Here is a 24,251-nt window from a genome sequence, read left to right on the forward strand (position 1 = left end):
GAAAATGAAACCATATATACTGATACTTACCGTTTTTTTTGTCAATAAGTCAACCGGGCAGATTATTTCTCCACCTATGGTAGGAAACGCTGAATATAAACCAGGGCGTCAGGATCCTCTGATGAAGGGTACCGAAATCAGTCCTTTTCGGCAGGGTTTCGCCCGGATTAATAAAGATGGAAAGGAGTTTTACATTGACGTCAATGGACAGAAAGCTTTTGACTATATGGTCAATAATGAAGAAGCTAAACTGGGAGATAAATACGATATCCTGGATTTTCAAAAAGAGTTGAAGGAGAAAGGTGAAATGCCACAGACAGTCATTCTGTTTGTAAAAGATGGTAAAAAAGGGGCAATGTCGCCCGATGGAAAAGAAATCCTTCCGGCTCAGTATGATCAGATAGATTTGAAGAACCCGTCCTATTGGAAGCTCTCATTAGATGGGAAGAAAAGTATGTACCTGCCAGGTTGGGTTAAGCTTCCTTTTTTTGATGAAATCAATTACCTGGATGGCCGCTACTTTGATGTAAAACAAGGTACTAAGTGGGGCGTTTATGATTCAAAGAAAAAAGAAATGGTTATCAATGCTTCCTATGAGGCTTTTGACTATTGCGGAGGCTGTTCAAGAAAATCAGATTATGTCTATGCAAAAAAAGACGGCAAATGGGGCATTGTGGGTTTCGACGGACAAGTACTTGTACCATTTGAATATGATCATGAACATATTCAAATGCGTAGTGATAACTGGGTGCAGGCTTTTTCTAAAAAAAATACACCTGTAATTGTCAACATAAAAAGTGGGCAGGAGTTTGCGGTGCAGGAACACAGCACTATCGCAAAGGGCTTGCTGATCTATACGGAGAAGGGAAAGTTTGGCGCTTATAACCAGCAAGGGAAGCTTGTCGTTCCTTTCATATATGACCGTATTGACATAGAAGGTGCTGGTGCCTATCAAAATTTCCCAGGCAATTACCTGATTGTTACCAAAGGAGAATTTCAGGGGGTGATTGATTTAAACGGAGCAGTTGTTGTTCCAATTCAGTATGAACAGGTAAAGGTTAGCAATAATTATTTTATACTGAAAAAAGGGACAATGACCATTTTGGCAGATGCTAAACTCAAAGAGCTGATCAGTGTGGAAGATGGACAAATTACTTATATTGACGGCAGTAGTGAGGGGGGGATAGAACCACTTCCGATTTTCAGAATAGTTAAGAAAGCTTTTTTGGGTTTATACTTTGCAAATACTGGTAAGTATTATGAACCGCAGTTTTATGATATCGGTGTAGATCATAAAGCCGGGAGTAAAATATATGATTTGATTATTGGAGAGCGACAGGGAATAAAGACCGTATTTGATTTAGAAGGGAACATGCTGGTTCCCGGTAAATACAATGGCTACACCTTCTTAACACCACTCGGAAATAAACGTGTCCAGGTGCAGAGAGATGGAAAGATAGGCATTTATGACCTTGATACACAGCAGGAATTAATCCCTCCCATGTACCGCGACTATTTTGATTTCATTGGTCTGGATCAACAGACCTTAGTTTGCCGGTCAGGTGAATATGAGTCTCCTCGCATTGAACTACGTTTGGTTAAGGATGGAAAGCTACTTACTGAACAGTACTATTCTGAAATTGCCTCGATTGATAGTACAACCTATTTATTAAGCGACTGGAAGAGTAATAAGTATGGTTTATATAATGCTGTAAAAAAAACAATCAAAAATCTACCCTATAACTTCGCAGCTTATATAGGATCAAATCAAGTGTTGGCTGTGTCTAATGAAGATGGCAAGGCAAAACTTTACAACTTCCATACCTCCAAAGAGCTTCCTGTGAAATATCGTTTTTCATTTCGCGATGAGCCTACTTCATACGCTACAGATCAGCCTGCAATAGTGAACCTGTTTAAAAACGGAATGGCAGTAATTGGTCAAAATAACAAGCTGGGCTATATCAATGAAAGTGGAACGTTGATCGTACCAGCCACATTCGATAAGGCCAGCAGTTTCGATAGTTTAGGAGTTGCCCTTGTGGCAAATGATGCTGCAGATAACTACCATACTTATTCTAAAATTGGCTTCATTAATAAAAAGGGCAATTTTGTTATTCCTCTAAACGATAGTTATCTGGATTCTTTTTATGACAACTTCTTTGTAGTAGGAAAAATCCTGTTAACGAAATATAATCCTAAAAATCAGGAACTGAAATATGGACTTGTCAATAGTGCAGGAAAAGAATTACTTGAACCTATATATGACCGGATCAGCCCTGTAAAGAATGATCAATATTTACTGGTAAAAAAAGGACGTAAATATGGGATAACAGATGCCGAAGGTAAATGGGTTGTGCCCTTGTCCTTTGATGACGTTGGAATGAGAGTTTATGATTTCTACGGTTACGCTTCACCTGTACAGTTTTTTCCAATGCCAGTAAAGGAAGGAGATAAATGGAAGTTTCTTACAGAGAAGGGAACTACACTGCCGATTGAAGGAGATCGCTTAAGCTATTAAAGCGTAAGAGTTAATAAACAAAATAGCCGGTGATCTCCATCACCGGCTATTTTGTTTATTCTTATTTATAACTATTTTTTGGCGTAATCTTTCTCAAATTTATCCGAAGCAACATTGACACCATTTGCCATATCTTCAAATGCCTTATTAATATTATCCAGCAATTTTTGTTCTGCTACCGGGTCTTGGGTGCTACTCTTTCTAATGGCAATCAATTTTGGATAATCGTCTGTAACGATTTTACCATAGCCTTTCAATCCATTAAGAATAGCTTGCTGCAATTGGTCATCACCGTTGAAATCCCCGATTTTTTCAATCTTTTTAATATCTTCTTTCACAGCTTCGTCCCATTTAAGGGCCACTTTTTCTGCTTCATCATATTTTTTAGACTGCATTGCGCTGTTCATTTCGTTAATATGTGCCTCTTCACTGTTGATAACCGTCATCAGTTCATTGTTGTAGGCCACAGGATCTTTTTTTCCACCACAGCTTAAAAGTGTGCAGACCATAATCAAAGCAGCACTTCCTGAAATCACTTTTTTCATTTCATTTTAATTTTTAGGTTGATAATTTGTTAAACCCTCTTCTGAAGGTTACACAAATTTAAAGGATGAAAAGATTTCAGTAAATCCCTGAATATAGTGGTTTTTGGGCCATTAGTCACGAAGAATGCCATATTCCAATGCAAGTTTGATCACAGAGGCAGTGCTTTTCACCCCAAATTTTTCTATGAGATTCTTCCTGTGACTTTCAACTGTATGGTGACTGATAAATAAAGTTTCGGCTATTTGCAGGGTAGTTGAGCCCTTAATTGCTTCCATTAATATTTCCTTCTCTCTTCGCGTGAGCTTAGGTACATTTTGCAGGCCATTATCGTCTTTCTTACTCATTTTGAGCTTGGTCTTCGCACATAAAAAGAGTTCTCCCTGAAACACGCTCCGAATACCAGCTATAATCTCAGGTCCCGAAGCGTTCTTTTGGATATATCCGTCCGCACCTTCGGTAATCATACTATTAATTACAGCGTATTCATTATGAACACTGATGGCAACAATCTTCATATTTGGACACCGTTTCTTAAATAAAGGGACCAGTTCTATGCTATTGGTATCAGGAAGATTGATGTCGAGCAATAATATATCAGGCTGAATACGTTTAATATTTTCAAGTGTTGACTTACCATCTGTAAAGCAATCTAAAATTTTAAAATCGGGTTCCGCTGCCAGAATATTTTTTAACCCTTCCAGCATCATCGGGTGATCATCAGTAATTACAATATTAACCATAATGCGTATTATTATTTATCGGGAACTCTATTTCAATGCTTGTACCTTTTCCGGCACCGGAATAAATATGCATCTGCCCGCTTAAAAATTCAAGGCGGGATTGTACATTGTGTATTCCGGCTGATTTTTTTTCATCTGCAAGATGCGGATCAAATCCCTTTCCATTATCTTCTACAGTGATCAGTATATGATCATTATGTTGTGAAAGCTGCACCATAATTTGTGAAGCCTGAGCATGTTTCACTGCATTATTCACCAGCTCCTGGATAATCCGGTAGACTACTATTTGTTTATCTTTTGAAAGCTCGGCCTCAAAATTTACAAAATGACTGGAAATCTCAAGCTCATCGTTACTCATTCGTTCAACATATTCCTTAAGAGCCTCTTTCAAGCCATATTTATCCAGTAATTCAGGCATAAGATTATGCGCAATTCGGCGTAATTCAACCACCGCAACATCGAGCTGATCTAAAGATTTATTTAGCATATTTCTGCTGGAATCATTCTCATGCAATAGCGTAAGACCAGATAAAGTGATTTTTGTGCCGGACAAAATACCACCTAAACCATCATGAAGATCTCTCGCTATACGTGAGCGTTCAGTTTCCTGCCCCTCTAACATGGAGACCAAAACCTGTAGACTTTCTTTCTGTTTTAATGTCTTGAGATGCTGGCGATAAGCATAATATACCAACATTGCGGCTATTAGAAATGTCAGGATAAGGAAAAAATAGACTGAATTTATTTTTGATTTATAGGCAAGTTCTTTTTGAGAAGTTTTAAGTTGTGCTGCACGCTGTTGTATCTCAACACGTGAAAGTTTAAGTTCTTTACCTCTGTTATCTGCCTCTAGCTGGATCACTTCTATCTGCTGACGCTGAATTTCTTTATTCAATTTCAAGTTTTCCAAATCCTGCAGCTGCACCTTACTATGCGCATGCATCAACGAGATTTGTTGCTTTCTCTTTTCAGCCTCAAATCGCAGTCGCATCAGCTGTTGTTGTTGCCTCTCTTTTTCAAACTGCGCTTCTAATCTGCGCCCCTGTTCCATTTTATTTGCATTGAAAACCTCTTCATAGAGCTTTACATATTGTTTGTAGTAGTGATAGGCTTCATTGTATTGTCCTTCTGCCTCATATACCTCTGCTAGCTTTTGATATAAGCTCAGGGCAATCGTATTTTCTATTACAGCATCCTTCATAAGAGCTGCTAATGAAGCCAGAAGGTATTTTTTTGCGGTTTGTGTATCACCTTCTTTCATGCTGTATTCTGCCATTATTCCATAGGCTGAAGCTACCTGCGCATATTGTTCTGTTTTTTGCCCAACTTCTAGTCCCAGTTGAGCGTACTGTAGTGATTTTGTTTTGTAGGATTGTGGATAATACTGCAGATACAGGTTTGCCAGGTTAATTGCTGCAAAAGATAAGTCAGAAGGCACAGCCATTAAGTGGCTGTTCTTTTCATAGAATTTAATGGCCTGGAGATAATAGCTTTCGGACTGATTACGAAGATTTTCATTTTTGGGCTGGCTGATGTACTGCTCCTGATAATTATATCCCATAGACATGTAAGCGTCAAAAATATCCATGGGTTTATTTCTTAATTTGGCTACTTCCAGGGTCAGTGTAGCATATTTTTCCTGTAAGTCATATGTTTTCCAGTTTGAATAGATCGAGGAAAGTTCCTTATAAATTGCAGTTTTTCTAGATATAACAACATCTGTCTGGGATGCTTTGTCGTAAAATTCTAAAGCTTGCTGGAAGCATCGGATGGCCTGATGCTCCTGGTTATTCCTGGCATGCATCCAACCCTCACAATACGACACATACCCTTTAATGCTCAGCTCTTTGGTTTTTTTTGCAAATACTTTAGCCTGCGCAAGATATCTGTTAGCAGATGTATTATCTTCTAGCAGCTTGCTGTTCATGGCGGCGATCCCACATAACTGCGCGGCATATTGTCCATCAGCCTTTTTAGCAGCTCTATCGATATTTTTTTGCAGCAATTCCATGGCTTCCTTTTGCCGACCATTAAAAAAAAGTGCATGAGCATATTTACCGGCCAACAATAGTTGCTGGTTACTACCTTCTACAACCTTATGATATTCATTTGCAGCGGTTTCAACAGCATTCTGAGCGTTAAGGTTCCCGAAGAAGAACGTCAATAAAATTAATACTAAATACTTCTTCACTATAGATTTTCTTGTTTGCCTTTTGAATAATAAGATGCTATATTGATTTTTCAAAAAGAAAAAAAATGCTGATATAGCTTCTGGTCCTTAAAATAAAATTAGCAAAGAAAGGTAATCAAAGCTTGATCTTCTGCTGCCGCTATTTGCAAAAATTCTTTCAATTTTCTGAATTCCTGAATCAGGTAATTTAGTGCTTCAGGATCTTCCCAAAACTCAGGATAAACACCTTCCTCATTCATTTTGTCGGCATCAAACCTATCTGATAAAGAGGATTCAGAGATGACGTTCACAGCTTCAAATAATTCTTTAGTCTGAGCTGCAGTAAGGTATTTCGCAGGGCCATATCCCATATCCTGTTCCACGTCTAGTATATTGGGACCAAATATTAGCCATTGTAGCGGCGGGCTGACCTGTTTGTAATTACTTAAAGGCTCACCTGTGAGGACATAAAACAAGCCATCCCAACTTTTACCTATGTCTAATAGGTTCGTTTTTTTTGAATTCGGAGTAGCAAAAAGGTCATCTTGCAGTAACTGGCTGTTATCAAGATAACCCATTAAAGTATTTTGGTCTATCCGTATATATTGCGCTATTATTCCCATACAACAAAATTAAATAATCTTAATTGTTATTCTAACGCTAACAGTTTTAAATATTATCATGATTTCAACTTTATTATTACTTATCCGACATTTATGGATTATAATTTGCAGATAAAAGGTAATTTCGGCAGCAATGAAAGAATATTTAGCTTCCTTAAACATACTCTCCACATCCGAATTAAATCAAATCGATGCGTATATCGTAAAACGCAGGGTTGAAAAGGGTGCGGTATTACTCGAGGAAAACAAGGTTTGTCGAGAACTTTTGTTTGTGGTTTCCGGGGTACTACGCAGTTATTATTGGAATTATAAGGGCGAACAAGTGACGAGCTGTATTGCATTCGACAATGAATTTATGGCGGCTTATCCGAGTTTTATCCAACAACAAAAATCGCGTGAAACTATACATGCATTGCAACACACTGAAATAGAAGTGATGCGTTTTGAGGATTTAGAAAAACTATATGACAGCAGTATGGCCTGGCAAAAACTGGGACGTAAACTTGTTGAAAATCAGTATATTTTTATGGATTTACATCATACGGAATTTCAGCAACAGAACAGTTCGCACCGCTATGAATACCTGTTAAAGAATTATTCGAAGCAACTCAATATGATCCCACAGCCCTATATAGCATCTTACCTGGGAATCTCTACCCGACAATTAACGCGAATTCGCAAATCGCTTTTATAGACAAATGGCTACTTTTTGGAGTTCTTGTCGGATCTACCTTTGAAAAAAAACAAAATCACTATCAAACTCGTTTGAGCTCGAGCCAATAACGAAGAAGGGGTAGTGATGGGATATGATTTCAAAAAGAGAAACCCTATATGAAAAATATTTTATTGGTAGGAGGCACAGGACTACAAGGTCAATTGACGCAACAACTCCTGCAAGAGCGACAAACTTCAGCGAAGATTTTTATAAGCAGTAGAAAAGAGGGTTCGGCAACAATTCTAATCGATGTTGCTCAACCACATACCTTTCAAAACATACTAACTGTTCCAATTGATTTGGTGGTAATGTGTACCGTTGATCCTAAAAACGAATTATTGCAATTTTGTATCGAGCATGGCTTGGATTATTTAGACATAACAAAGACCAGTACGGCTATTGCAGAAGCGCAAAAGGTAGCCTTATCTCAAAAATTAAACAGCAAAATTGTCCTGGCATCGAGTTGGATGGGAAGTGTAGTACCGGGATTGATTCAGGATGCTGTCAAGTGGTCGGATATAGAAGCGGTAGAATTGCTGATTTACTATTCGATGCGCGATAAAGCAGGTGCGAGTGCCGCTGATTTTATGGCACAAAATGCGGCTCAGAAATTCCCGATTTACAGTCAGGGTAAAACGAAATATGTCCGGCATTTTGAAGGGGGGATAAAACACCGGTTTGCATTCTCTAAATCGGTTTTAACCTTGTATCACTTTGATGCGCCCGACAATTATGTGCTGCATCATGTTGAACAAATACCCACAGTTTCAAGTGCAATAACCTACGGGGATAACCTATCAGGACTCCTTTTAAACCTTATGCAAAAGTTGCATGTATTTGATATACTACCCATGTCGATACGTAAAAAGCTTTTTTACGCCAACGGCACAGGAGATAAAACTGCCTTTGATATACAGATAAAATCCAAAACAGGTAAGTCGATAAAAATCAGCTTGATCAATGAAAAGGGACAAGCGAATTTAACGGCCTTTTCTACGGTGATGCATATCGAAAAACTCATTTCGGATAAGGAGTTACTGCCTGGCGTTTATTTCGGTCATCAGCTTTATTCAAAGGGAGCGTTCAGCACTGCATTAAGTCAAAATGAGAACATCAGTATTAGCATTGATTGATGAAAAAAAATGCTTTTTCCGTATTTGTGGAGGGATTAGCATATATAGCCTGACATTTATCAAAATGCTGGATCCTGTCGATTGTCCCAAAAAGTAACAATAAGTACTTCTTTTTTATAAATTCTGTAAATAACTGAACAATTACTATGTAATACGCATTTTCTTAATTGTAGATCTTCGTGAATAACTGCGTATAAATAAGGATTATTTGAAAGGGTTTTAATAGTTTTTTTTAGCTTGGCTTCAAATTTTAGCACAACTTTTTCACCCCATTTTTCCTGAAGTTGTGTTTCAACCGCAGTATAGGTAATACCTGATTCAGGTGTAAATCTGATCTCAAAACTCATTTATTAATAAAATGCTTATCAGCAAATTCATTGAAAGACATAGTCTGTCCAGCTTCGTATTGTTTAATACTTTTTGTGGCACTTTTCATTAGATGATCAGGCAAAGATGGCGTTTGCTGAGCTTCAAACTGAACTTTCAACGCTTTCAGTACAGCTTTAATAGTTTTAAGCTGTTCATTGCTTTCCGGATGTATAACAATGCTTTCCATATTTCAAATTTAAATAATATTCATCAGATTATCCACAGATGGATAATAACATATATTTATTTGTTTAAATTTGCCCTAGCATGAACGAATATCTGTTTTCTTACGGCACGCTGCAAAAAGATAAAGTGCAGCTCGAAACCTTCGGCAGGTTATTGAAAGGTTCCAAAGATACTTTACCAGGTTATAAGCTTTCAACGATCGTGATTGTCGACGAAGATGTCCTGGCTAAAAGCGAACAGGAAATTCATCTTCTGGCCATACCATCTGAAGTGGCAACTGACAGCATTGATGGTGTTATTTTCGAAATTACTCATGACGAACTGCTGGCAGCGGATGGGTATGAAACCGATGCTTATCAACGGGTTAAACTGCAGTTCGCATCAGGACAGGAAGCCTGGATTTATGTAGCGTCGTCGTAAAAGGACTAGATGAACTGCATGATCCATCGTCAGTCCAAGATTCCTCATGTCTTGGATATAAAAATATTTGCGGATATTGCCGCCGGAAAAATATCGCTTAATGGCAGAGAAGGAAATACATATCGGTTACGATTGGATGGAGGCATTTCGGAATGGAGAGGAGCAGGCCCTAGCTTATTTTTTCAAACTCCACAGTAAGTCTCTTGCCTATTTCGCCGGACGTATGCTGGACGATAAGACGGAGGCGGATGATATCGTTTCCAGATGTTTTTTAAAACTTTGGCAAAAGCACACAGATTTCGATTCCGAACAAAACATCAAAGCTTTCCTCTATATCAGCTGTCGGAATGCATGTCTGGATTATCTAGCGAGTTTAAAAGTCAGAACTGCGGGACAGCAAAGGTACATGGAACACCTACAGCATGGCGAGGAAACCCTGCTATATGATGTGATCCAAACCGAAGTACTGGATAGGTTAAACAAAGAGATTGAAGCCCTCCCCGAAAAAATGAAAGTGATTTTTAAAATGCTTTATGTAGAAGGGAAAAGTACCAGCGAAATTGCTGAAGAACTGGGGCTATCCATACAGACGGTAAGAAACCAAAAGACAAAGGCCGTCGATATGATTAAAAATTCTTTACTGAAAAAAGGCGTTTCTGACGCCATGCAGCTGGCTTTCTTGCTTTTTATGCATAAATAGGAAAAAAAACTTAAATATATATGGTTGTTTTGGGCTGTCATCCCGTTTCTATATCATTAAACATTTTAGAAAGTGTTAGATTGAATAAAAATGGCTACAATGATAGAACAAGAATTCCATATTGCTAAGCTGATCAGTGCTGAACTCGAAGGAACGCTCAGCCAGGAGCAGGCTATGGAACTTCAGGCCTGGAAAGATGCTGATCCCGACCACCTTGCTTTTTATAACCGTTTTGTCGCCCGGGACAACTTTTTGCAGGAGTTTAAAAATTTCAGTCAACTTGACACTGATCATATCTGGCAGCTCACAGCAGCAGGACTTAAAGAAAACCCGGTGTCAGCACCTGCCGCCACTGGCAAACGCATAAAACTTTGGCCGCGCATTGCCGGCATAGCCGCGGCAGTGACCGCATTGGCACTTTTCATTTATTTTTTCAACGCACCCCATCGCGCAGATACCTCTGCACAATCTGACTACGGATTGGCAGCTACTGATATTAAACCAGGCCGCAATGGTGCAACAATCACCCTTGCTGGTGGTAAAGTTATTCCGTTAAGCGACCGCAAAAACGGGTTAGTAATTGGGACTGATCGTCTGGCTTATACTGATGGAACTGCAGTAAGTACGGAAAAAGGTCTTCAGGATCAAAAAATCACCGCTACTACCGCAAGGGGGCAGACTTATATTTTTACCTTACCTGATGGAACCAGGGTCTGGCTAAATGTCGATTCAAAGATTTCATTCATACAACATTTTAATAATACTATCCGTGAGGTATTCTTAGAAGGAGAAGCATACTTTGAGGTGAAGAAAGACAAACATCGCCCATTTATCGTCTCTAGTAAAGGTCAGCAAATAGAGGTATTGGGAACTCATTTTAATGTAAATAGTTATAGCGATGAACCAGGTGCCGTCACAACTTTGTTGGAAGGCTCTGTAAAAGTTAAGGCCGGAAATCAGCAGAAAATCATTAGGCCGGGCGAACAAGTACTAAGCAGATCTGGTGGTATGACCGTCCGCGAAATTGACGTGGATAATGTTATGGACTGGAAAAACGGCGACTTTAACCTGAATCATATAGATTTTAAAACAGCCATGAGAAAAATTGCAAGATGGTATGACATGGATATTATTTACGATGAGAATGTACCCGACAATATGGAATCAGGCGGATGGATATCAAGAGATAAGCCGTTGTCAGCAGTGTTGAAGTCAATAGAAGCCTCCGGCCTGGTGAAATTTAAGGTAGAGGGCAGAAAAATCTACGTAATCCAATAATTTAAATAGGTACAACATGAAACGATTTATTTTCTTTATCATCATTTTTCAGGCAGCATTTTCGGCTCTTGCGCAGAACAATCATCCGGTTTCCTGGAAGTTCAGTAGTGAAAAGATTGCGCCCCTAACTTATCAAATCAAATTGCACGCTACTGTGCAGGAACCCTATCACATTTACCCACAAGGGTCTGCAGGAGGTATGGGAATGCCTACTGAATTTTTGTTTGATCAAGATGACAATGTAGAATTTGTTGGTGAGATGAAAGAACGGGGAGAAGAGCAGAAGGATGGGGGAAGTTTAGCCTATTACTCAAAAGGGGTGACATTTACCCAGACAGTCAAATTAGTGTCTGAAAGGAAGACCACATTGGCTTTTACTATTAAATACATGGCATGTACCAATCAGATGTGTCTTCCGCCATCGAAAAAGCAGTTTACACTTGAATTAAACGATAAGGCCAATGAAGCTGCAGCAGCTGAGGGTACCCTGAATTCCAGTAATTCGCAGACTAAAACCACAAGTTCATTTGCTTATGAGGATTTTACAATGGCCGACATGGATGGTAAAATGGTTTCATCTAAAGACATTACCTCAAAAAGTAAGTATACATTTATTGACTTTTGGGCCAGCTGGTGCACTCCATGTAGAGCTCAGGGGCGCGAATTGATCCCCATTTACAACAATTATAAATCAAAGGGCTTCGATGTGATTGCCGTTTCGCTGGATACTGATGTAAAAGCCTGGAAGAAAGCGAGCCAGGCAGATGGCTACACCTGGACGAATCTGAGTGATTTGAAGGGCTTTGAATCTCCGATGAGTAAAAAATATAACATCATAGCTATTCCCAGAAACCTGCTGATTGATCATAAAGGAAATATTGTCGCTATGGATTTGCATGGCGAGGAACTGGAAGCAAAGCTTGCTGAACTATTTAAGATATAACAAACCTAATTATAGAACCTAAACCAACCAAACATGCAGAAAAAGCTACCATAGTCCTAAAAAAGAACCAGTCCCAATGTGCTTGGAACTGGTACAGCTTGAAATTAACTAAACGTCAACTACAGTAACCTGGTCCGTCGAAAGTCAAGGATTGCTGTAATAATCAAACTAAACAAATGTATAAAATTTCTCACAGATACGGGGGGATATCCAGAACCCTCTTGTTTAAAATTATGCTGATTATGCGATTAACCACCGTAATATTAATAGCATCTATTTTGCAGGTCAGTGCATCAACATATGGCCAGCAAATTACGATTAACCGAAAGAATGTTTCTATAGAGTCGTTGTTAAAAGAAATCAGAACGCAGAGCCAGTATGACTTTTTTTATGACGGTAAAATAATACCTAAAAACAAACTGGTTGATATAAGCCTGAAAAACGCAGATATCAATGAGGCGCTGAAAAAGGTGCTTGCCGGATCTGCGCTTAGCTATAGGATCGAAGGTAAAATTATCACCATTAAGAAGCAGACTGAGCGTACAATGATAGATAAGATCATCTCGGTATTTGAACAGATAGACGTTCGCGGAAAGGTGGTTGATGAGAATGGAAAACCTCTTCCGGGAGCTTCTGTGTTTGTTGAAGATTCTAATAACAGGACAATCACTAACGAAAAGGGAGAGTTTTATCTTAAAAACGTGAGTGATAATGCGAAAATATTTATAGGTTATGTTGGCTATCAGCCGTTAGAGATCGATGCAGCCCGTGATTTGGGAACTATAAAGATGAAATCCTCAACAGGGAGTCTCGAAGAAGTAGAGATAAAGTTCAACACAGGGTATCAGCAACTTTCCAGGGAACGAAGTGCTGGATCGTTTGCGAAACCTAATCTTAACGTAATGAAAAACAGATCTACCAGCCCGAATATCCTTGACCGCCTCGAAGGATTGGTTCCAGGTTTGTCGAGTGGTAGGAGTGATTTGGTTGCAGAAGGTCAGAGAGGTGGATTGGTTATTCGAGGGGCATCTTCGATCAACCTTTCCACAAAGCCATTGGTGGTAGTAGACGGAATTGAAGTGCCTAATATCGAAACTGTAAACATGCAGGACGTAGAAGATATCACTATTCTTAAGGATGCCACTTCAGCATCCATCTGGGGTGCAAAAGCGGCTAACGGGGTGATTGTAATTACTACGAAAAAAGGTCAGGCAGGTGATCAGCTTCGAATTGATTATGACGGTTATTATGCTTTTCAAGGCCGCCCTAACCGGGAGTATTTACCGCGACTTGGTTCTTCGCAGTTTATTGCTGCCCAACGCGAGATCTTTCCGGAATTTGCACAGTTTAATCCTTATGATGGCGAAATAGCAGAAGGAGCTTTACCTCCACATCTACAGATTCTTTATGATGCACTTCCTGATCGTGGCATACTCAGCCAGGCACAGGCAAATTTCAAGCTGGATAGTTTATCCAAACTGGATAACAGAAAACAGATCAATGATATCTTTTTTCGTAATGCTGCCACGTTGAACCAGACCTTATCTATTTCTGGTGGTGGTAAGGTACATTCTTTTTACGGATCATTAAATCATATAGGTAGCAATGACAATGCACCTGGGAGTCGTAACAATCAATATAAGGTTAATCTTCGAAACGATTTTATTTTTGGTAAGAGATTTTCGGCATTTATAAATGCTGACCTGACCAATACGGTGATCAGGAGCAATACGGTGAGCACGAGCGATGGACCAGTAAGTGTAACTCCGGATGATGGGTTTTTACCCTATCAGCTTTTTAAGGATGCAAAGGGCAATCCTTTAGTTATAAATGTTTTGGCGCCTGTCGCTTTAATCGGATATGCTGATGAATTTAGGAATGATTATGCGACAAGAGCGGGTATAAACTTAGATTATAGCCCCGTTCAGGAAATGGACAGGCAATATCAGACAAATAATACTTTGAGTTCAAGATTTGTTGCCGGGGGCAAGATAGATATTCTTAAAAATCTTTCCTTTCAGGGGACCTATGGTTATAATATCATATCAACTGCAGGCAGAAATGTTTTGTCACAGGATAACTATAGGGTGAGAGATGACTATATGCGGTTCACCCAAGAGGACGAGGAAATAGATGAGGATGAGGATGGACCACTGCGACGCAATTTACCAAAGGATGGTGGTCGTCTGCTGACAAATAATTCGGTTACAAAAGGTTGGACCATTAGAAATCAGTTGTTTTTTAATCAGGATTGGGATCAGCACCAGTTAACTGTGATGGCTGGCCAGGAGGCAACTCATGTGCAGACAGTGGATAATAATGCTACCTATTTTGGATGGGATGACCAGCTTCAGGTTGGGCGTCCGGTAAATGTACGAAGACTCGTACAAGGGTTTGACGGGATTGCTGGTCGTGCTGGCTGGGATGGTTTTGAAAATAATGTAGGCGGTAGGGAACAACCTATAGCCAGGACTACTTCATATTTTGCGAATCTCGGCTATACATTTGCCGGCAAGTATACCTTAAATTCAAGCTGGAGGATAGACCAGAGTAATTTATTCGGATTTGATAAATCTGCCCAGAACAGACCGGTGTATAGCGTCGGTGGTAAATGGGCAATGGGAACCGAACAATTCCTGGATCCGGTTAACTGGCTGGACAGGTTAGATCTACGCTTAACTTTTGGTGTTACAGGTAATGCACCAACTCCTGGAATGGCAGCATCCAGGGATATTTTTGAATCGGAAGCCAACGTAAATTATGTGAATGGTGTCGGTATAGTTTTAACTACACCTGCCAATGCTAAGTTGACATGGGAAAGTACGAAGGTTTACAATGCGGGGATTGATTTTTCTGTTTTGAATGGAAGACTAGATGGTAGTATTGATCTATATCTAAAAAATACGCAAGACCTGATCGGCACACTATTCACTTCGCCATTAACCGGATATTCCAGTGTAACCGGGAACTTTGGTAATTTAAAAAATAAAGGTATTGACCTCCAGTTGAATTCAGTTAATTTAAGGAGCCGTGATTTTGAATGGGGTACCAGTCTTGTTTTAGGTTATAATAAAAATAAGATCACTAAATTAAATATCAATCCGGCGACTACAGGGGATGCATTGATTAATGCTACATATCTTGTTGGGTACCCAATGTTTGTGTCCCATTCTTACAATTATGCTGGATTGAACGCCGATGGTGACCCACAAATCAGACTTGCTGATGGATCACTAACATCGGATCCAAACATCAGCCTGCCAGCAGATATTTTATATAACGGAGTTACCCAGGCCCCCTTAAGTGGAGGTTTAAGTAATAATTTCAGGTACAAGAATTTCCAATTAGGAGTAAACATTATTTACAATGGAGGCCATGTGATGTTAGATCCACGTAATCCGTTAAATGCCAATGATCCGGGTTTTCTAAACCGTTTTAAAATTGCAGGTGATGAAAACAAAACCAATATCCCAAGATGGATTGCAGATACTGAACTGGCCTCTGAACGTAATACCAGTTATTACACCTATGGAAAACAGAGGGTTATGGATGCGTCATATGCCAAGATCAGAGACATTACTTTAGGTTACAGTTTGCCTCAAATGCTGGTTAGTAAAATGAAAGCTCAGGCTATCAGTTTCCGTTTCCAGCTTTCTAATCTGTTACTCTGGACGGCCAATGATATCAATTATGATCCGGAAGCCAGCGGTTATACACGTGCCGCACAAGGCACAGTAACATTTGGCGCCCACATCACCTTTTAATCATTAAGTTAAAACTGACAAAAAATGAAAATTTTAAAACAATATATCTTAGGTCTGGTGTTGACGGCAGGGGTTTTGACGCTGGTTTCCTGTAAAAAAGAATTTCTCGAAATAGATCCTAAAGGCTCAATTATAACCTCCAAAACACAAGACTATGAACTTGCACTAAACGGAACTTACATTAGCTCTGCATTCACCGCCAGTATTTATATGGGAGATGAAGTCGGCGTTCAAAATGCTTATTTTAGTGGGGCAACACTTCGTATGCAGCGCCTTTTTAAATATGAGGACAGAATTTATCAGTCAGATGAGATACCTACCGAAATTGACAATACGGAAGGTTATGTTCGCCGGCTATATCTGTACAATAAGATCATCAATGAGATTATGGATTCAGAAGGTGGTACACTGCAACAAAAGAATGCGATTATGGCCGAAGCCAAGGCGGGCAGGGCGATATGTAATTTTATGTTTCTTAGTGATTTTTCAAAACCATATAATGAGAAAACTGCTACCACAGATTTAGGGATACCTAGCCTTACACAAGCCGATGTTACACAGAATAGTTTTACCCGGTTGAGCCAAAAGGAAAATTATGATTTCATCATCCAGGACCTGACAGAGGCCATACCACATCTTGGCCCTCTTGTTCACAGACGTAAAATCTCTAAGCTGGCTGCGCAATTCTATCTGGCAAGGATTTTCATGACTATGCACCGTTTTAAAGATGCGGAAAACCAAATTAACAATGCATTCTCAGAATTATCGAGCGCTAACATCGGCTTGAGATTGTATGACTATAACGAGGTATTGAGTGCTACAGGCCAAAATAACTGGCTTCCTTTTAGCCCTTTTGGCTATTCGAAGAAACCACTTGCAGCCAATTATACCGAAACCATTTATGATATTCAGGCAAGTTCGTTCCAATTAGGTTCTCATAATACATTTGTATTAAGTCCTAAAACTGCTTTGTTATACGGATCTGGAGATAAACGGATTGATTTATTTGATCCCATGAACCTGTTCGAAGAAGAAATACTGGCGAAAGGAATGAGACGTCCGATTGGGTTCTTTGTGATGATTGGGCCTTCACTTCCGGATTTATACCTGATGAGTGCGGAATGTAAAGCGCGTGATGGAAATCTGGGCGGAGCAATAGAAGACCTGGAGAAACTAAGGGTGAACCGACTATCTGAAGATGCAGCTAAAGTCCCTGCAAATATTGCTGCAGACCAGCAGGCCCTGGTGAGGTTTATTCTTGATGAACGTATTCGCGAATTTGCTTTTACTGGTTTGCGCTGGTTGGATATGCGTCGTTTATCTCAGGATCCCATTTATTCCGATCATGTAAATTATGTACATGAGTTTTTTGATGCAGATGGAAATGTGGTTAAAAAAACCGAGCCATTTAAGAAGGAAAGGTTCGCATTGAAATTTGGTGAACGTATGTTGCGCGAAAGTCAGGGGCTGCAGGAAAATCCTTAGAAAAATTAATTACTGATCTGTTAAATAATTCTATATGAATAAATTACTTGCAATAGCAGTTGCATTTCTGGTACCTGCTTTATCAAATGCACAAACGAAATATACCATAAAAGGGAAAATTCCTTCAACACACAAAGCCACCCGGGCTGTGATGTCTTATCCGCCGGATGATAAGGGAGGGGAATATAAAGCGGATACCGCAACAATTCAGGGCGGTGAATTTGAATTCAAAGGGATGATTGGCAGGCCACAATTGGCAGAACTGAATTTGATCATTCCTCGCTCTGCTGAAGAAAATGCGCGTAGAAACCAGTCCGGTGAAGAGGGTAATAATATGAAAAATGTCGGGCTTTTTTATTTAGATGGAACCATTAATGTCACATTTGATACGGCAGGGATGGCTTCCTATGTAGGTGGTGGTAAAGAACAAAAAGGCTGGAGAGACTATGAAGCTATGGTCTTAGAAAAGAATAAAACATTCAAGGGAGAAGGTATGCAACTTTATGAAGAAGCCATAACAGACTTTGTTAAAACGCATCCAGATATTTATGCAAGTGTAGATTTAATGGATCTGTTTACCCAAAGTTCAATAAATCCTAAGTTGGTTGAGCCTTTGTACAATGCCTTGAGCAAGCGCATGCAAAACTCAGAAAAGGTTTTGGCCTGGAAACCGAAATTAGATCAGGCAAAGCTAGCTGTTTCAGGTAATTTAACCGCTCCTGACTTCACACTGAATGATACCGAAGGCAAAGCGGTATCGCTGGCGTCTTATAGAGGAGGTTATGTGCTGGTAGACTTCTGGGCAAGCTGGTGTGTGCCTTGTCGTGCAGAAAACCCCAATGTACTGGCAGCTTATGAAAAATATAAAGCCAAAAACTTTCAGATTCTGGGCGTTTCTTTAGATGAGAAAAAAGACCTCTGGCTAAAAGCGATTGCTGAAGATAAACTCCCTTGGAAACAGGTGTGCGATTTTAAGGCTTCCAGAAGCGAAGTGACACAGTTGTATAACGTTTCCTCTATTCCTGCTAATGTGTTGATTGATCCTAATGGTAAGATCGTTGGTAAGGATTTAAGAGGTAAGGACTTACATGACAGACTAGCTGAATTAATTAAATAAGATATAAGCAGATAGAGATGAAAAAAATACTATTATTTCTGTTGATTTCCAGCTCAGCCTGGGCACAGCAACAAAAAACAGTTAAGTACAATTACAACGATTTTAACTTACTTGTTAAGGTAGAAGACAAGGAAAAATACTTTAATGAGATGATTCAGGCAAAACCTGAAGATCAAACGAAACCTACTCAATACGACCAGTTTCGAATCCCTCTGGCAGTTGCATGGCTGGCAAAAGGAAATCTTGATCGCTATAAACATTACACGAAAAACGAACCGAAGTTTGCCTATCCGAACTTGCTAGACCTGACCTATGCATTGGAATACCTGGTTGAGGATAACAAAAATCTGCGGATCGTTGAGCAGGTTTCCAGAGAAGTCCTGGAGGTGATGGACAAGAAAAAGGATAAGGTTTATGAAGATCTTGACGGTGATCGTATGCAGGTTCTACTGGAATTGAATGCAATGGCCAATGCCAGGTTGGGTAATGTGGATGTGGCGATGAAAAACATAGAGCGATCTTCTACCATCAAAGGCATGAGAGAAGGAAAGTATTTCAGGGATTCGAAATCCAATTATCTAAACCGTTACGGGATAGTATTATCTGCCGCAGGGCAGCATAAAAAGGCGCTGGATTTACTTACAGATGCAGTAAGAACCGCTGATTCTAATCCTAAGTTGGTGGCTACCCTTCGTGAGGTTTATAAAAAGGTGAATGGAAACGACAAAGGATTAGATGAGATGATCAAATCCCTGCAGGATGAAGCCTACCAAAAGTATTATAAGGAGGTTGAAAAATCATACATCGCAGATAGCAAAATACCATTTCAGGGAACAATAGCTAACCCAAATTCAGATGATAAAAACAAGATGATCACTATTCTGACTGCTAAAAAGCATGCTAAGGATATATCGTTAACAGACTTGAATGGTAAAGCGGTAAACTTCGCCGATTATAAAGGGAAGACTCTAGTGATCGATTTCTGGACTACAGGATGTACCCCTTGCGTTGCTGCGTTTGCTGGATTTGAAAAAGTTGTTGCAGACTATAAAAAAGATGCTTTCCAGCTTTTTGTGGTCAACCTGTTTGAAGAAGAACCAACTGTCAAAAGTTTTATAGCGAAAAAAGGCATTACCCTGGATGTTCTGCGTGATGAGCCAAATCAGGCATATGATATCCAGGCAACACCCACTAAGATCGTTTTTGACCCAATGGGCAACATCAGATTCTATGGTGTGGGCTATGCAGGTTCTACTGATAGGGAATACTACAAGTTGAAAGCGATGGTAGAGATCATAAAAGCACGCAGTTAATCCTCACAGATGGAAAAGCTAATATTATTATTGTTGTTGCTTTTTTGCGGTTCAGTCCGTGCGCAGCAAAAACCAAAGCAAACACCTCAGCAGATTGCCAAGCAATTTAACGCGTTGGTTAAAGTTGAGGATGAAGAAAAGTTTTATAATGACCTGATCGCAAAAGTTTCTGCCGATCCCATGAAGCCAGACCAATATAATGAATACCGCGCACAGCTAGCGGTAGATTGGCTCATTAACGGAAACATGGATAAGTATAAATTTTATAAGAATACCAATCCCAAATTTACAGCACTCCAATTGTTTGACCTGAGTAATCTGCTTGAGTATTGGGTTGACGACAATAAGAATGTTGCTATTGTGGAGCAGATTTCTAAGCAGATTTTAGATGAAATAGCAAAAAAGATGCATAATGATACATTTGGCCGAAACGGCATTTTGCTTGAAGTGAATGCGGTTGCAAATGCCAGGCTCGGTAACATAGAGATCGCCATGAAAAATATTGAAAAGTCGGGCGCAGATGCAACGTTCAGAAATATGCCTTATTTCAGAAATTCTAAGGCCAACTATCTAAACCGTCTTGGGGTGATCTTATCGGCGGCCGGACAGCATCAACGTGCATTAGATACCCTATCTAATGCAGTGCGTACTGCTATCTCAACACCTACAACTATAGGCACCTTGAAAGCAGTTTATCAAAAAGCTAAGGGTGACAGTTCGGGAGTGGACAAGTATATCACTGCGTTACAGGATGAAGCCTATCAGAAGATTGCAAAGGAAGTGGAAAAAGCATGGATTGCGAATACTAAAATTGTACCGGATATTACTTTGACAGATATGAATGGCAAGACCGTTAAGTTGTCTCATTACAAGGGTAAAATAGTTGTTATCGATTTTTGGAGCACAGTTTGTAAACCTTGTGTTGCGGCTTTTCCTGCATTCGAACGCGCTGTTGATTTTTATAAAAACGAACCCTTCCAACTATTTGTCATTAATGAAGGTGAGACCCCGGATATCGTAAAGCCGTATATGGATAAGAAAGGTTATAAGCTGGATGTATTATTTGATAATGATGAAGCGATTTTTAAGGCATTGGATGCTTTGGGTACACCGCAGAAATTTATCATTGATACGAAGGGAAACATCAATCAAACCGGTATTGGCTATGCAGGATCAGATGATAAGGAGTTTTATAAGCTAAAAGCCATGGTAGAGCTTACTAAAGCACGGTCATCAGGTAGATCAGCGGCTAATTAATTAAATTAAAATGAAGTATTTAAAACTGAGTTTACTCGGACTGGCTTGTCTTGTCTTTATAAATGGGTATAGCCAGAATAAGCCCGAAGCTAAAAAGATTGAAAAACTGATTTCCAATTGTGTGGAAAAGGCGATGGCAGCCAGTGTTTACATCATAGAGTGGGATACCCTGAAGAACAGGGTACAGGAAGGGATTGATCCGGCAAGTGGTTTTACCGGTGCAGTAGTTTCTGCAGAAGGCCATATCCTTACAGTATCCCATGCGGCGATGCCCAGCCAGGTGTACATGATTTCTTTTCCGGATGGTAGTAAGCGTACGGCAATTGGCCTGGGCAGGATTGGCTTGCAGGACAAAGAAAAGGATTACGACATGGCGATGCTGAAAATTCTTAAACCAGGAAAATGGCCTTTCGCTAAAATGGCACCCAGTACAGATTTGAAATTAAATCAGCCCGTAGTCAGCATTTCTTATCCAGGTGCTTTTTTCAAAGGGCTGCCGAATGTCCGTTACGGCAGGATATCAGACATTGACTTAAGTGATGGCTTTATAGAGTCATCTGCTAAAATGGAACCGGGCGACTCGGGAGGCCCTTTATTTGATGAGTATGGCCGTGTAGTCGGAATTCATAGCTGGATTAAAGAGAACGAAGACCAGAATTATGATGTTCCGGCTGATCATTTTCTGAAGTACTGGACGGCGCTGAATGTTGCAAAAGATTATAAAGAGTTCCCTGCTGCCGATGTTTTGCCTGCTGCTTCCGCTCCAATGGCTACAACAACAGCAGGCCCTCTTGAAGAGCTTTCGGCCATTCCGGCAACAGCACGTAAAAGTGTGGTCAGGCTGAGCAGCACACGTGGCGGTCAGCAGGTATCCATATTAGGAACCCTGGTCGACTATGGCGGCGCCAGCTACATCATCAGCAAGAGCACGATGGTATTTGACAGTCCCTTGCTAGAAACGGGCGACCGGTCTGTAGCTGTTCAGGTACTGAAAAGGGACAGGGACATGGATCTGGTTTTATTGAAAGTTACCGAACGTTTGAAGAATGGTATTAAGCTCAAAGCTAATGCCATAAACCCTGTACTGGACATGAAAGACTTAGGGAAAATCCTGGTCACTCCCTTACCGAAGGATTCTGTCAGCACAGGCATACTTAGTGCAACTTATACCGACATGCCATTGGTTTCCAGTATGGGATACCTGGGCGCGGCTGCGCAATATGCCGACGGAAAAATTACCTTGACTCAGGTTGGAAAGGCTGGTGCGGCAGCTGCACTCCTAAAAGCAAAGGATCAGGTAAGTAAAATAAACGGGGTTGCGGTGCAGACGGCAGCGGATTATGATCAGGAGTTTATGAAGTACCAGGCCGGGGACCTTGTTTCCATGGACCTCATCAGGGACGGAAAGGCAGTTCAGGTAAACGTATACCTGGAAGGTCAGCCTACCGTTAGGCACGTATCTTTTGAATATCCCGGTGGTAGAAGCGTACGTTCTGACGGCTTCAAACAAGTACTTGTGTACGACGCAGCGGTCAAAGCAGAGGAATGCGGCAGTCCGGTGTTCAGCGGTGATGGTAATTTTTATGGGATAAACATTGCCCGACGAAGCAGAACATCGACCCTAATTATGCCGGTAGCGGCCCTTGCGGAGTTTTTAAAGAACAGTATCAAGTAATACATACTTCATTAACAATAAAAAAACAAATTATAAGCAGATGAAAAAACTAGTTTTAGCCATTTTGGTTTTGTGCTCATTGAGTACCTTGGCCCAAAAAAAAGAAGAAATTAAAAAACTTCCTCCTGCAGAACAGGCAAGAATGAATCGTATGATGTCATTTCTCAAGTTGAGTGGAAGTAAGCAAACAGAAGATTTGCTGCAATCTATGCTTAAGGATTATCCTAAAGTTAATTTGGATATGGAAAAAAGCCTGGTTTCCAGTGCGTACGCCGAAGATCCCAATGCAGCAAAAGTTATGCAGTACATCAATATGATGGAAGACAGGGTATTCAGACTCAGGGCTTTCGTGATGGCCATTGAGCTCATGGCCCCGATTGATCCTGCGAAGTCACTGGAACTTGCTGCCGGAGAATTAGAAAAGGCTAAAAAAATAAAAGGTCAGACTGCATTAAGCGAGCCTTTAAAGGTTGATCCTAAAGCAGCTTATGATGATTTTATAAACTTGTACGGAAAACTGCTTTTTAAAGCAGGGAAAAATGAAGAAGCTTACACATATACCACAGAAGCCTACCAGAATATTAAACAAAGAGATGGAGAACTTATAGAAAACTACGGTTTTTTATCCGCTTTAAACGGTAAATATGAAGAAGCATTGCCCATCTTATCCAAAGCGGTAAAAGAGGGCAAGTTTGAGGAAAGATACCTGGAGCAAGTAAGAAAAGGTTATTCCAAATTAAACCCAGGTAAGGATGCTGAAGCCTATATTGCCAGTTTGAAGCAGGTTTTTATTGATAAAATTAAAAACGATGTTTCTAAATTAATGGTGAATGAAGCTGCGCCAAATTTTACGGTAAGCGATGTTAACGGGAAAAAAGTGTCTTTGGCCGATTTTAAAGGCAAAACGATAGTACTGGATTTCTGGGCAACCTGGTGCGGTCCCTGTGTAGCATCATTTCCTGCCATGCAGATGGCTGTAAACCGATATGCGAATGATCCGGAAGTTAAATTTCTTTTTATCCATACCTGGGAGAATGTGGCAGATCCGCTAACTGATGCTAAAAACTTCTTAAAGAAAAGGAACTATAAATTCGATTTATACATGGATAAGGTAGATCCACAGACCAAAAGATCTCCGGCAGTATCTGCTTTTGGCATAAAAGGCATTCCGGCAAAATTTATTATAGATGGTAATGGTAAGATCCGTTTTAAAGTAGAAGGTTTTGAAGGTAAAGCTGAGGCCGCTGCAGAAGAGGTTGCACAAATGGTTGAAATGACCCGTAAAGCCTCATAACTCTT

The 24,251-nt window shown here is 40.1% G+C and carries 20 protein-coding genes; 14 read left to right on the forward strand and 6 right to left on the reverse strand.

Annotated features, from left to right (window positions below):
• The first annotated feature begins 4 nt into the window (after window positions 1-4).
• Window positions 5-2,518, forward strand: coding sequence for a WG repeat-containing protein (locus WC623_RS15220; protein WP_372852538.1), 2,514 nt, complete (start codon window positions 5-7; stop codon window positions 2,516-2,518).
• Between the two features lie 71 nt (window positions 2,519-2,589).
• Here the strand turns inward: WC623_RS15220 and WC623_RS15225 are convergent, their stop codons facing one another.
• The 4 genes from WC623_RS15225 to WC623_RS15240 form a co-directional block, all read right to left on the reverse strand.
• The gene (locus WC623_RS15225) at window positions 2,590-3,063 is read right to left on the reverse strand and encodes a hypothetical protein (RefSeq protein ID WP_372852540.1); all 474 of its coding nucleotides are present in this window, start codon (window positions 3,061-3,063) and stop codon (window positions 2,590-2,592) included.
• A 111-nt stretch (window positions 3,064-3,174) separates the two neighbouring features.
• Window positions 3,175-3,804, reverse strand: coding sequence for a response regulator (locus WC623_RS15230; RefSeq protein WP_372852543.1), 630 nt, complete (start codon window positions 3,802-3,804; stop codon window positions 3,175-3,177).
• Complete coding sequence (locus WC623_RS15235) at window positions 3,797-5,995, reverse strand: ATP-binding protein (RefSeq protein WP_372852546.1); 2,199 nt, start codon at window positions 5,993-5,995, stop codon at window positions 3,797-3,799. The genes WC623_RS15230 and WC623_RS15235 overlap by 8 nt, the downstream gene beginning before the upstream one ends.
• Before the next feature lie 98 nt (window positions 5,996-6,093).
• Window positions 6,094-6,597, reverse strand: coding sequence for a YfbM family protein (locus WC623_RS15240; protein ID WP_372852548.1), 504 nt, complete (start codon window positions 6,595-6,597; stop codon window positions 6,094-6,096).
• A gap of 133 nt (window positions 6,598-6,730) precedes the next feature.
• Here WC623_RS15240 and WC623_RS15245 point away from each other — a divergent pair, with 133 nt between their 5' ends.
• On the forward strand, window positions 6,731-7,291 hold the full coding sequence (locus tag WC623_RS15245) for a Crp/Fnr family transcriptional regulator (RefSeq protein WP_372852550.1): 561 nt from the start codon (window positions 6,731-6,733) through the stop codon (window positions 7,289-7,291).
• Window positions 7,292-7,428: 137 nt separating this feature from the next.
• Window positions 7,429-8,445 (forward strand): hypothetical protein, encoded by a 1,017-nt coding sequence (locus WC623_RS15250; protein WP_372852552.1) that lies wholly within the window; start codon window positions 7,429-7,431, stop codon window positions 8,443-8,445.
• A gap of 59 nt (window positions 8,446-8,504) precedes the next feature.
• On the opposite strand, the gene WC623_RS15255 is transcribed toward WC623_RS15250, so the two are convergent.
• A complete protein-coding gene (locus WC623_RS15255) occupies window positions 8,505-8,792 on the reverse strand; it encodes a type II toxin-antitoxin system RelE/ParE family toxin (RefSeq protein ID WP_372852554.1) in 288 nt (95 codons plus the stop codon).
• A complete protein-coding gene (locus WC623_RS15260; RefSeq protein ID WP_372852556.1) occupies window positions 8,789-9,001 on the reverse strand; it encodes a DUF2683 family protein in 213 nt (70 codons plus the stop codon). Before WC623_RS15260 ends, WC623_RS15255 begins: the two co-directional genes overlap by 4 nt.
• An 80-nt stretch (window positions 9,002-9,081) precedes the next feature.
• Here WC623_RS15260 and WC623_RS15265 point away from each other — a divergent pair, with 80 nt between their 5' ends.
• The 11 genes from WC623_RS15265 to WC623_RS15315 all read left to right on the forward strand — a co-directional run bounded on the left by WC623_RS15265 (window position 9,082) and on the right by WC623_RS15315 (window position 24,246).
• Complete coding sequence (locus WC623_RS15265) at window positions 9,082-9,420, forward strand: gamma-glutamylcyclotransferase family protein (RefSeq protein WP_372852559.1); 339 nt, start codon at window positions 9,082-9,084, stop codon at window positions 9,418-9,420.
• A gap of 100 nt (window positions 9,421-9,520) precedes the next feature.
• Complete coding sequence (locus tag WC623_RS15270) at window positions 9,521-10,120, forward strand: RNA polymerase sigma factor (protein ID WP_372852561.1); 600 nt, start codon at window positions 9,521-9,523, stop codon at window positions 10,118-10,120.
• A gap of 99 nt (window positions 10,121-10,219) precedes the next feature.
• Complete coding sequence (locus tag WC623_RS15275) at window positions 10,220-11,398, forward strand: FecR family protein (protein ID WP_372852564.1); 1,179 nt, start codon at window positions 10,220-10,222, stop codon at window positions 11,396-11,398.
• A 16-nt stretch (window positions 11,399-11,414) separates the two neighbouring features.
• On the forward strand, window positions 11,415-12,341 hold the full coding sequence (locus tag WC623_RS15280; protein WP_372852567.1) for a peroxiredoxin family protein: 927 nt from the start codon (window positions 11,415-11,417) through the stop codon (window positions 12,339-12,341).
• A gap of 176 nt (window positions 12,342-12,517) precedes the next feature.
• A complete protein-coding gene (locus WC623_RS15285) occupies window positions 12,518-16,105 on the forward strand; it encodes a SusC/RagA family TonB-linked outer membrane protein (RefSeq protein ID WP_372852569.1) in 3,588 nt (1,195 codons plus the stop codon).
• Window positions 16,106-16,129: 24 nt separating this feature from the next.
• Complete coding sequence (locus WC623_RS15290; protein ID WP_372852572.1) at window positions 16,130-17,590, forward strand: RagB/SusD family nutrient uptake outer membrane protein; 1,461 nt, start codon at window positions 16,130-16,132, stop codon at window positions 17,588-17,590.
• Window positions 17,591-17,624: 34 nt separating this feature from the next.
• A complete protein-coding gene (locus tag WC623_RS15295) occupies window positions 17,625-18,707 on the forward strand; it encodes a redoxin domain-containing protein (RefSeq protein WP_372852574.1) in 1,083 nt (360 codons plus the stop codon).
• 17 nt (window positions 18,708-18,724) lie between these two features.
• A complete protein-coding gene (locus WC623_RS15300) occupies window positions 18,725-20,020 on the forward strand; it encodes a redoxin domain-containing protein (protein ID WP_372852576.1) in 1,296 nt (431 codons plus the stop codon).
• 9 nt (window positions 20,021-20,029) lie between these two features.
• Window positions 20,030-21,277, forward strand: a complete 1,248-nt coding sequence (locus tag WC623_RS15305; protein ID WP_372852578.1) for a TlpA family protein disulfide reductase — start codon at window positions 20,030-20,032, stop codon at window positions 21,275-21,277.
• Between the two features lie 10 nt (window positions 21,278-21,287).
• On the forward strand, window positions 21,288-22,952 hold the full coding sequence (locus WC623_RS15310; protein WP_372852580.1) for a trypsin-like peptidase domain-containing protein: 1,665 nt from the start codon (window positions 21,288-21,290) through the stop codon (window positions 22,950-22,952).
• A gap of 40 nt (window positions 22,953-22,992) precedes the next feature.
• Window positions 22,993-24,246 carry a redoxin domain-containing protein gene (locus tag WC623_RS15315; RefSeq protein WP_372852582.1) on the forward strand — a complete coding sequence of 418 codons (1,254 nt, stop codon included), beginning with the start codon at window positions 22,993-22,995 and terminating at the stop codon, window positions 24,244-24,246.
• The last annotated feature ends 5 nt before the right edge of the window (window positions 24,247-24,251 follow it).

The sequence above is a fragment of the Pedobacter sp. genome (assembly GCF_041645105.1).
GTDB lineage: Bacteria > Bacteroidota > Bacteroidia > Sphingobacteriales > Sphingobacteriaceae > Pedobacter.

Bases quoted from the DNA above. Each gene is read 5' to 3' on its own strand.
- WC623_RS15310 (WP_372852580.1), top strand. From the start codon at position 21,288: ATGAAGTATTTAAAACTGAGTTTACTCGGACTGGCTTGTCTTGTCTTT.
- WC623_RS15260 (WP_372852556.1), bottom strand. From the start codon at position 9,001: ATGGAAAGCATTGTTATACATCCGGAAAGCAATGAACAGCTTAAAACT.
- WC623_RS15295 (WP_372852574.1), top strand. From the start codon at position 17,625: ATGAATAAATTACTTGCAATAGCAGTTGCATTTCTGGTACCTGCTTTA.
- WC623_RS15265 (WP_372852559.1), top strand. From the start codon at position 9,082: ATGAACGAATATCTGTTTTCTTACGGCACGCTGCAAAAAGATAAAGTG.
- WC623_RS15280 (WP_372852567.1), top strand. From the start codon at position 11,415: ATGAAACGATTTATTTTCTTTATCATCATTTTTCAGGCAGCATTTTCG.
- WC623_RS15225 (WP_372852540.1), bottom strand. From the start codon at position 3,063: ATGAAAAAAGTGATTTCAGGAAGTGCTGCTTTGATTATGGTCTGCACA.
- WC623_RS15275 (WP_372852564.1), top strand. From the start codon at position 10,220: ATGATAGAACAAGAATTCCATATTGCTAAGCTGATCAGTGCTGAACTC.
- WC623_RS15290 (WP_372852572.1), top strand. From the start codon at position 16,130: ATGAAAATTTTAAAACAATATATCTTAGGTCTGGTGTTGACGGCAGGG.
- WC623_RS15305 (WP_372852578.1), top strand. From the start codon at position 20,030: ATGGAAAAGCTAATATTATTATTGTTGTTGCTTTTTTGCGGTTCAGTC.
- WC623_RS15240 (WP_372852548.1), bottom strand. From the start codon at position 6,597: ATGGGAATAATAGCGCAATATATACGGATAGACCAAAATACTTTAATG.
- WC623_RS15315 (WP_372852582.1), top strand. From the start codon at position 22,993: ATGAAAAAACTAGTTTTAGCCATTTTGGTTTTGTGCTCATTGAGTACC.
- WC623_RS15270 (WP_372852561.1), top strand. From the start codon at position 9,521: ATGGCAGAGAAGGAAATACATATCGGTTACGATTGGATGGAGGCATTT.
- WC623_RS15300 (WP_372852576.1), top strand. From the start codon at position 18,725: ATGAAAAAAATACTATTATTTCTGTTGATTTCCAGCTCAGCCTGGGCA.
- WC623_RS15245 (WP_372852550.1), top strand. From the start codon at position 6,731: ATGAAAGAATATTTAGCTTCCTTAAACATACTCTCCACATCCGAATTA.
- WC623_RS15230 (WP_372852543.1), bottom strand. From the start codon at position 3,804: ATGGTTAATATTGTAATTACTGATGATCACCCGATGATGCTGGAAGGG.
- WC623_RS15255 (WP_372852554.1), bottom strand. From the start codon at position 8,792: ATGAGTTTTGAGATCAGATTTACACCTGAATCAGGTATTACCTATACT.
- WC623_RS15220 (WP_372852538.1), top strand. From the start codon at position 5: ATGAAACCATATATACTGATACTTACCGTTTTTTTTGTCAATAAGTCA.
- WC623_RS15250 (WP_372852552.1), top strand. From the start codon at position 7,429: ATGAAAAATATTTTATTGGTAGGAGGCACAGGACTACAAGGTCAATTG.
- WC623_RS15285 (WP_372852569.1), top strand. From the start codon at position 12,518: ATGTATAAAATTTCTCACAGATACGGGGGGATATCCAGAACCCTCTTG.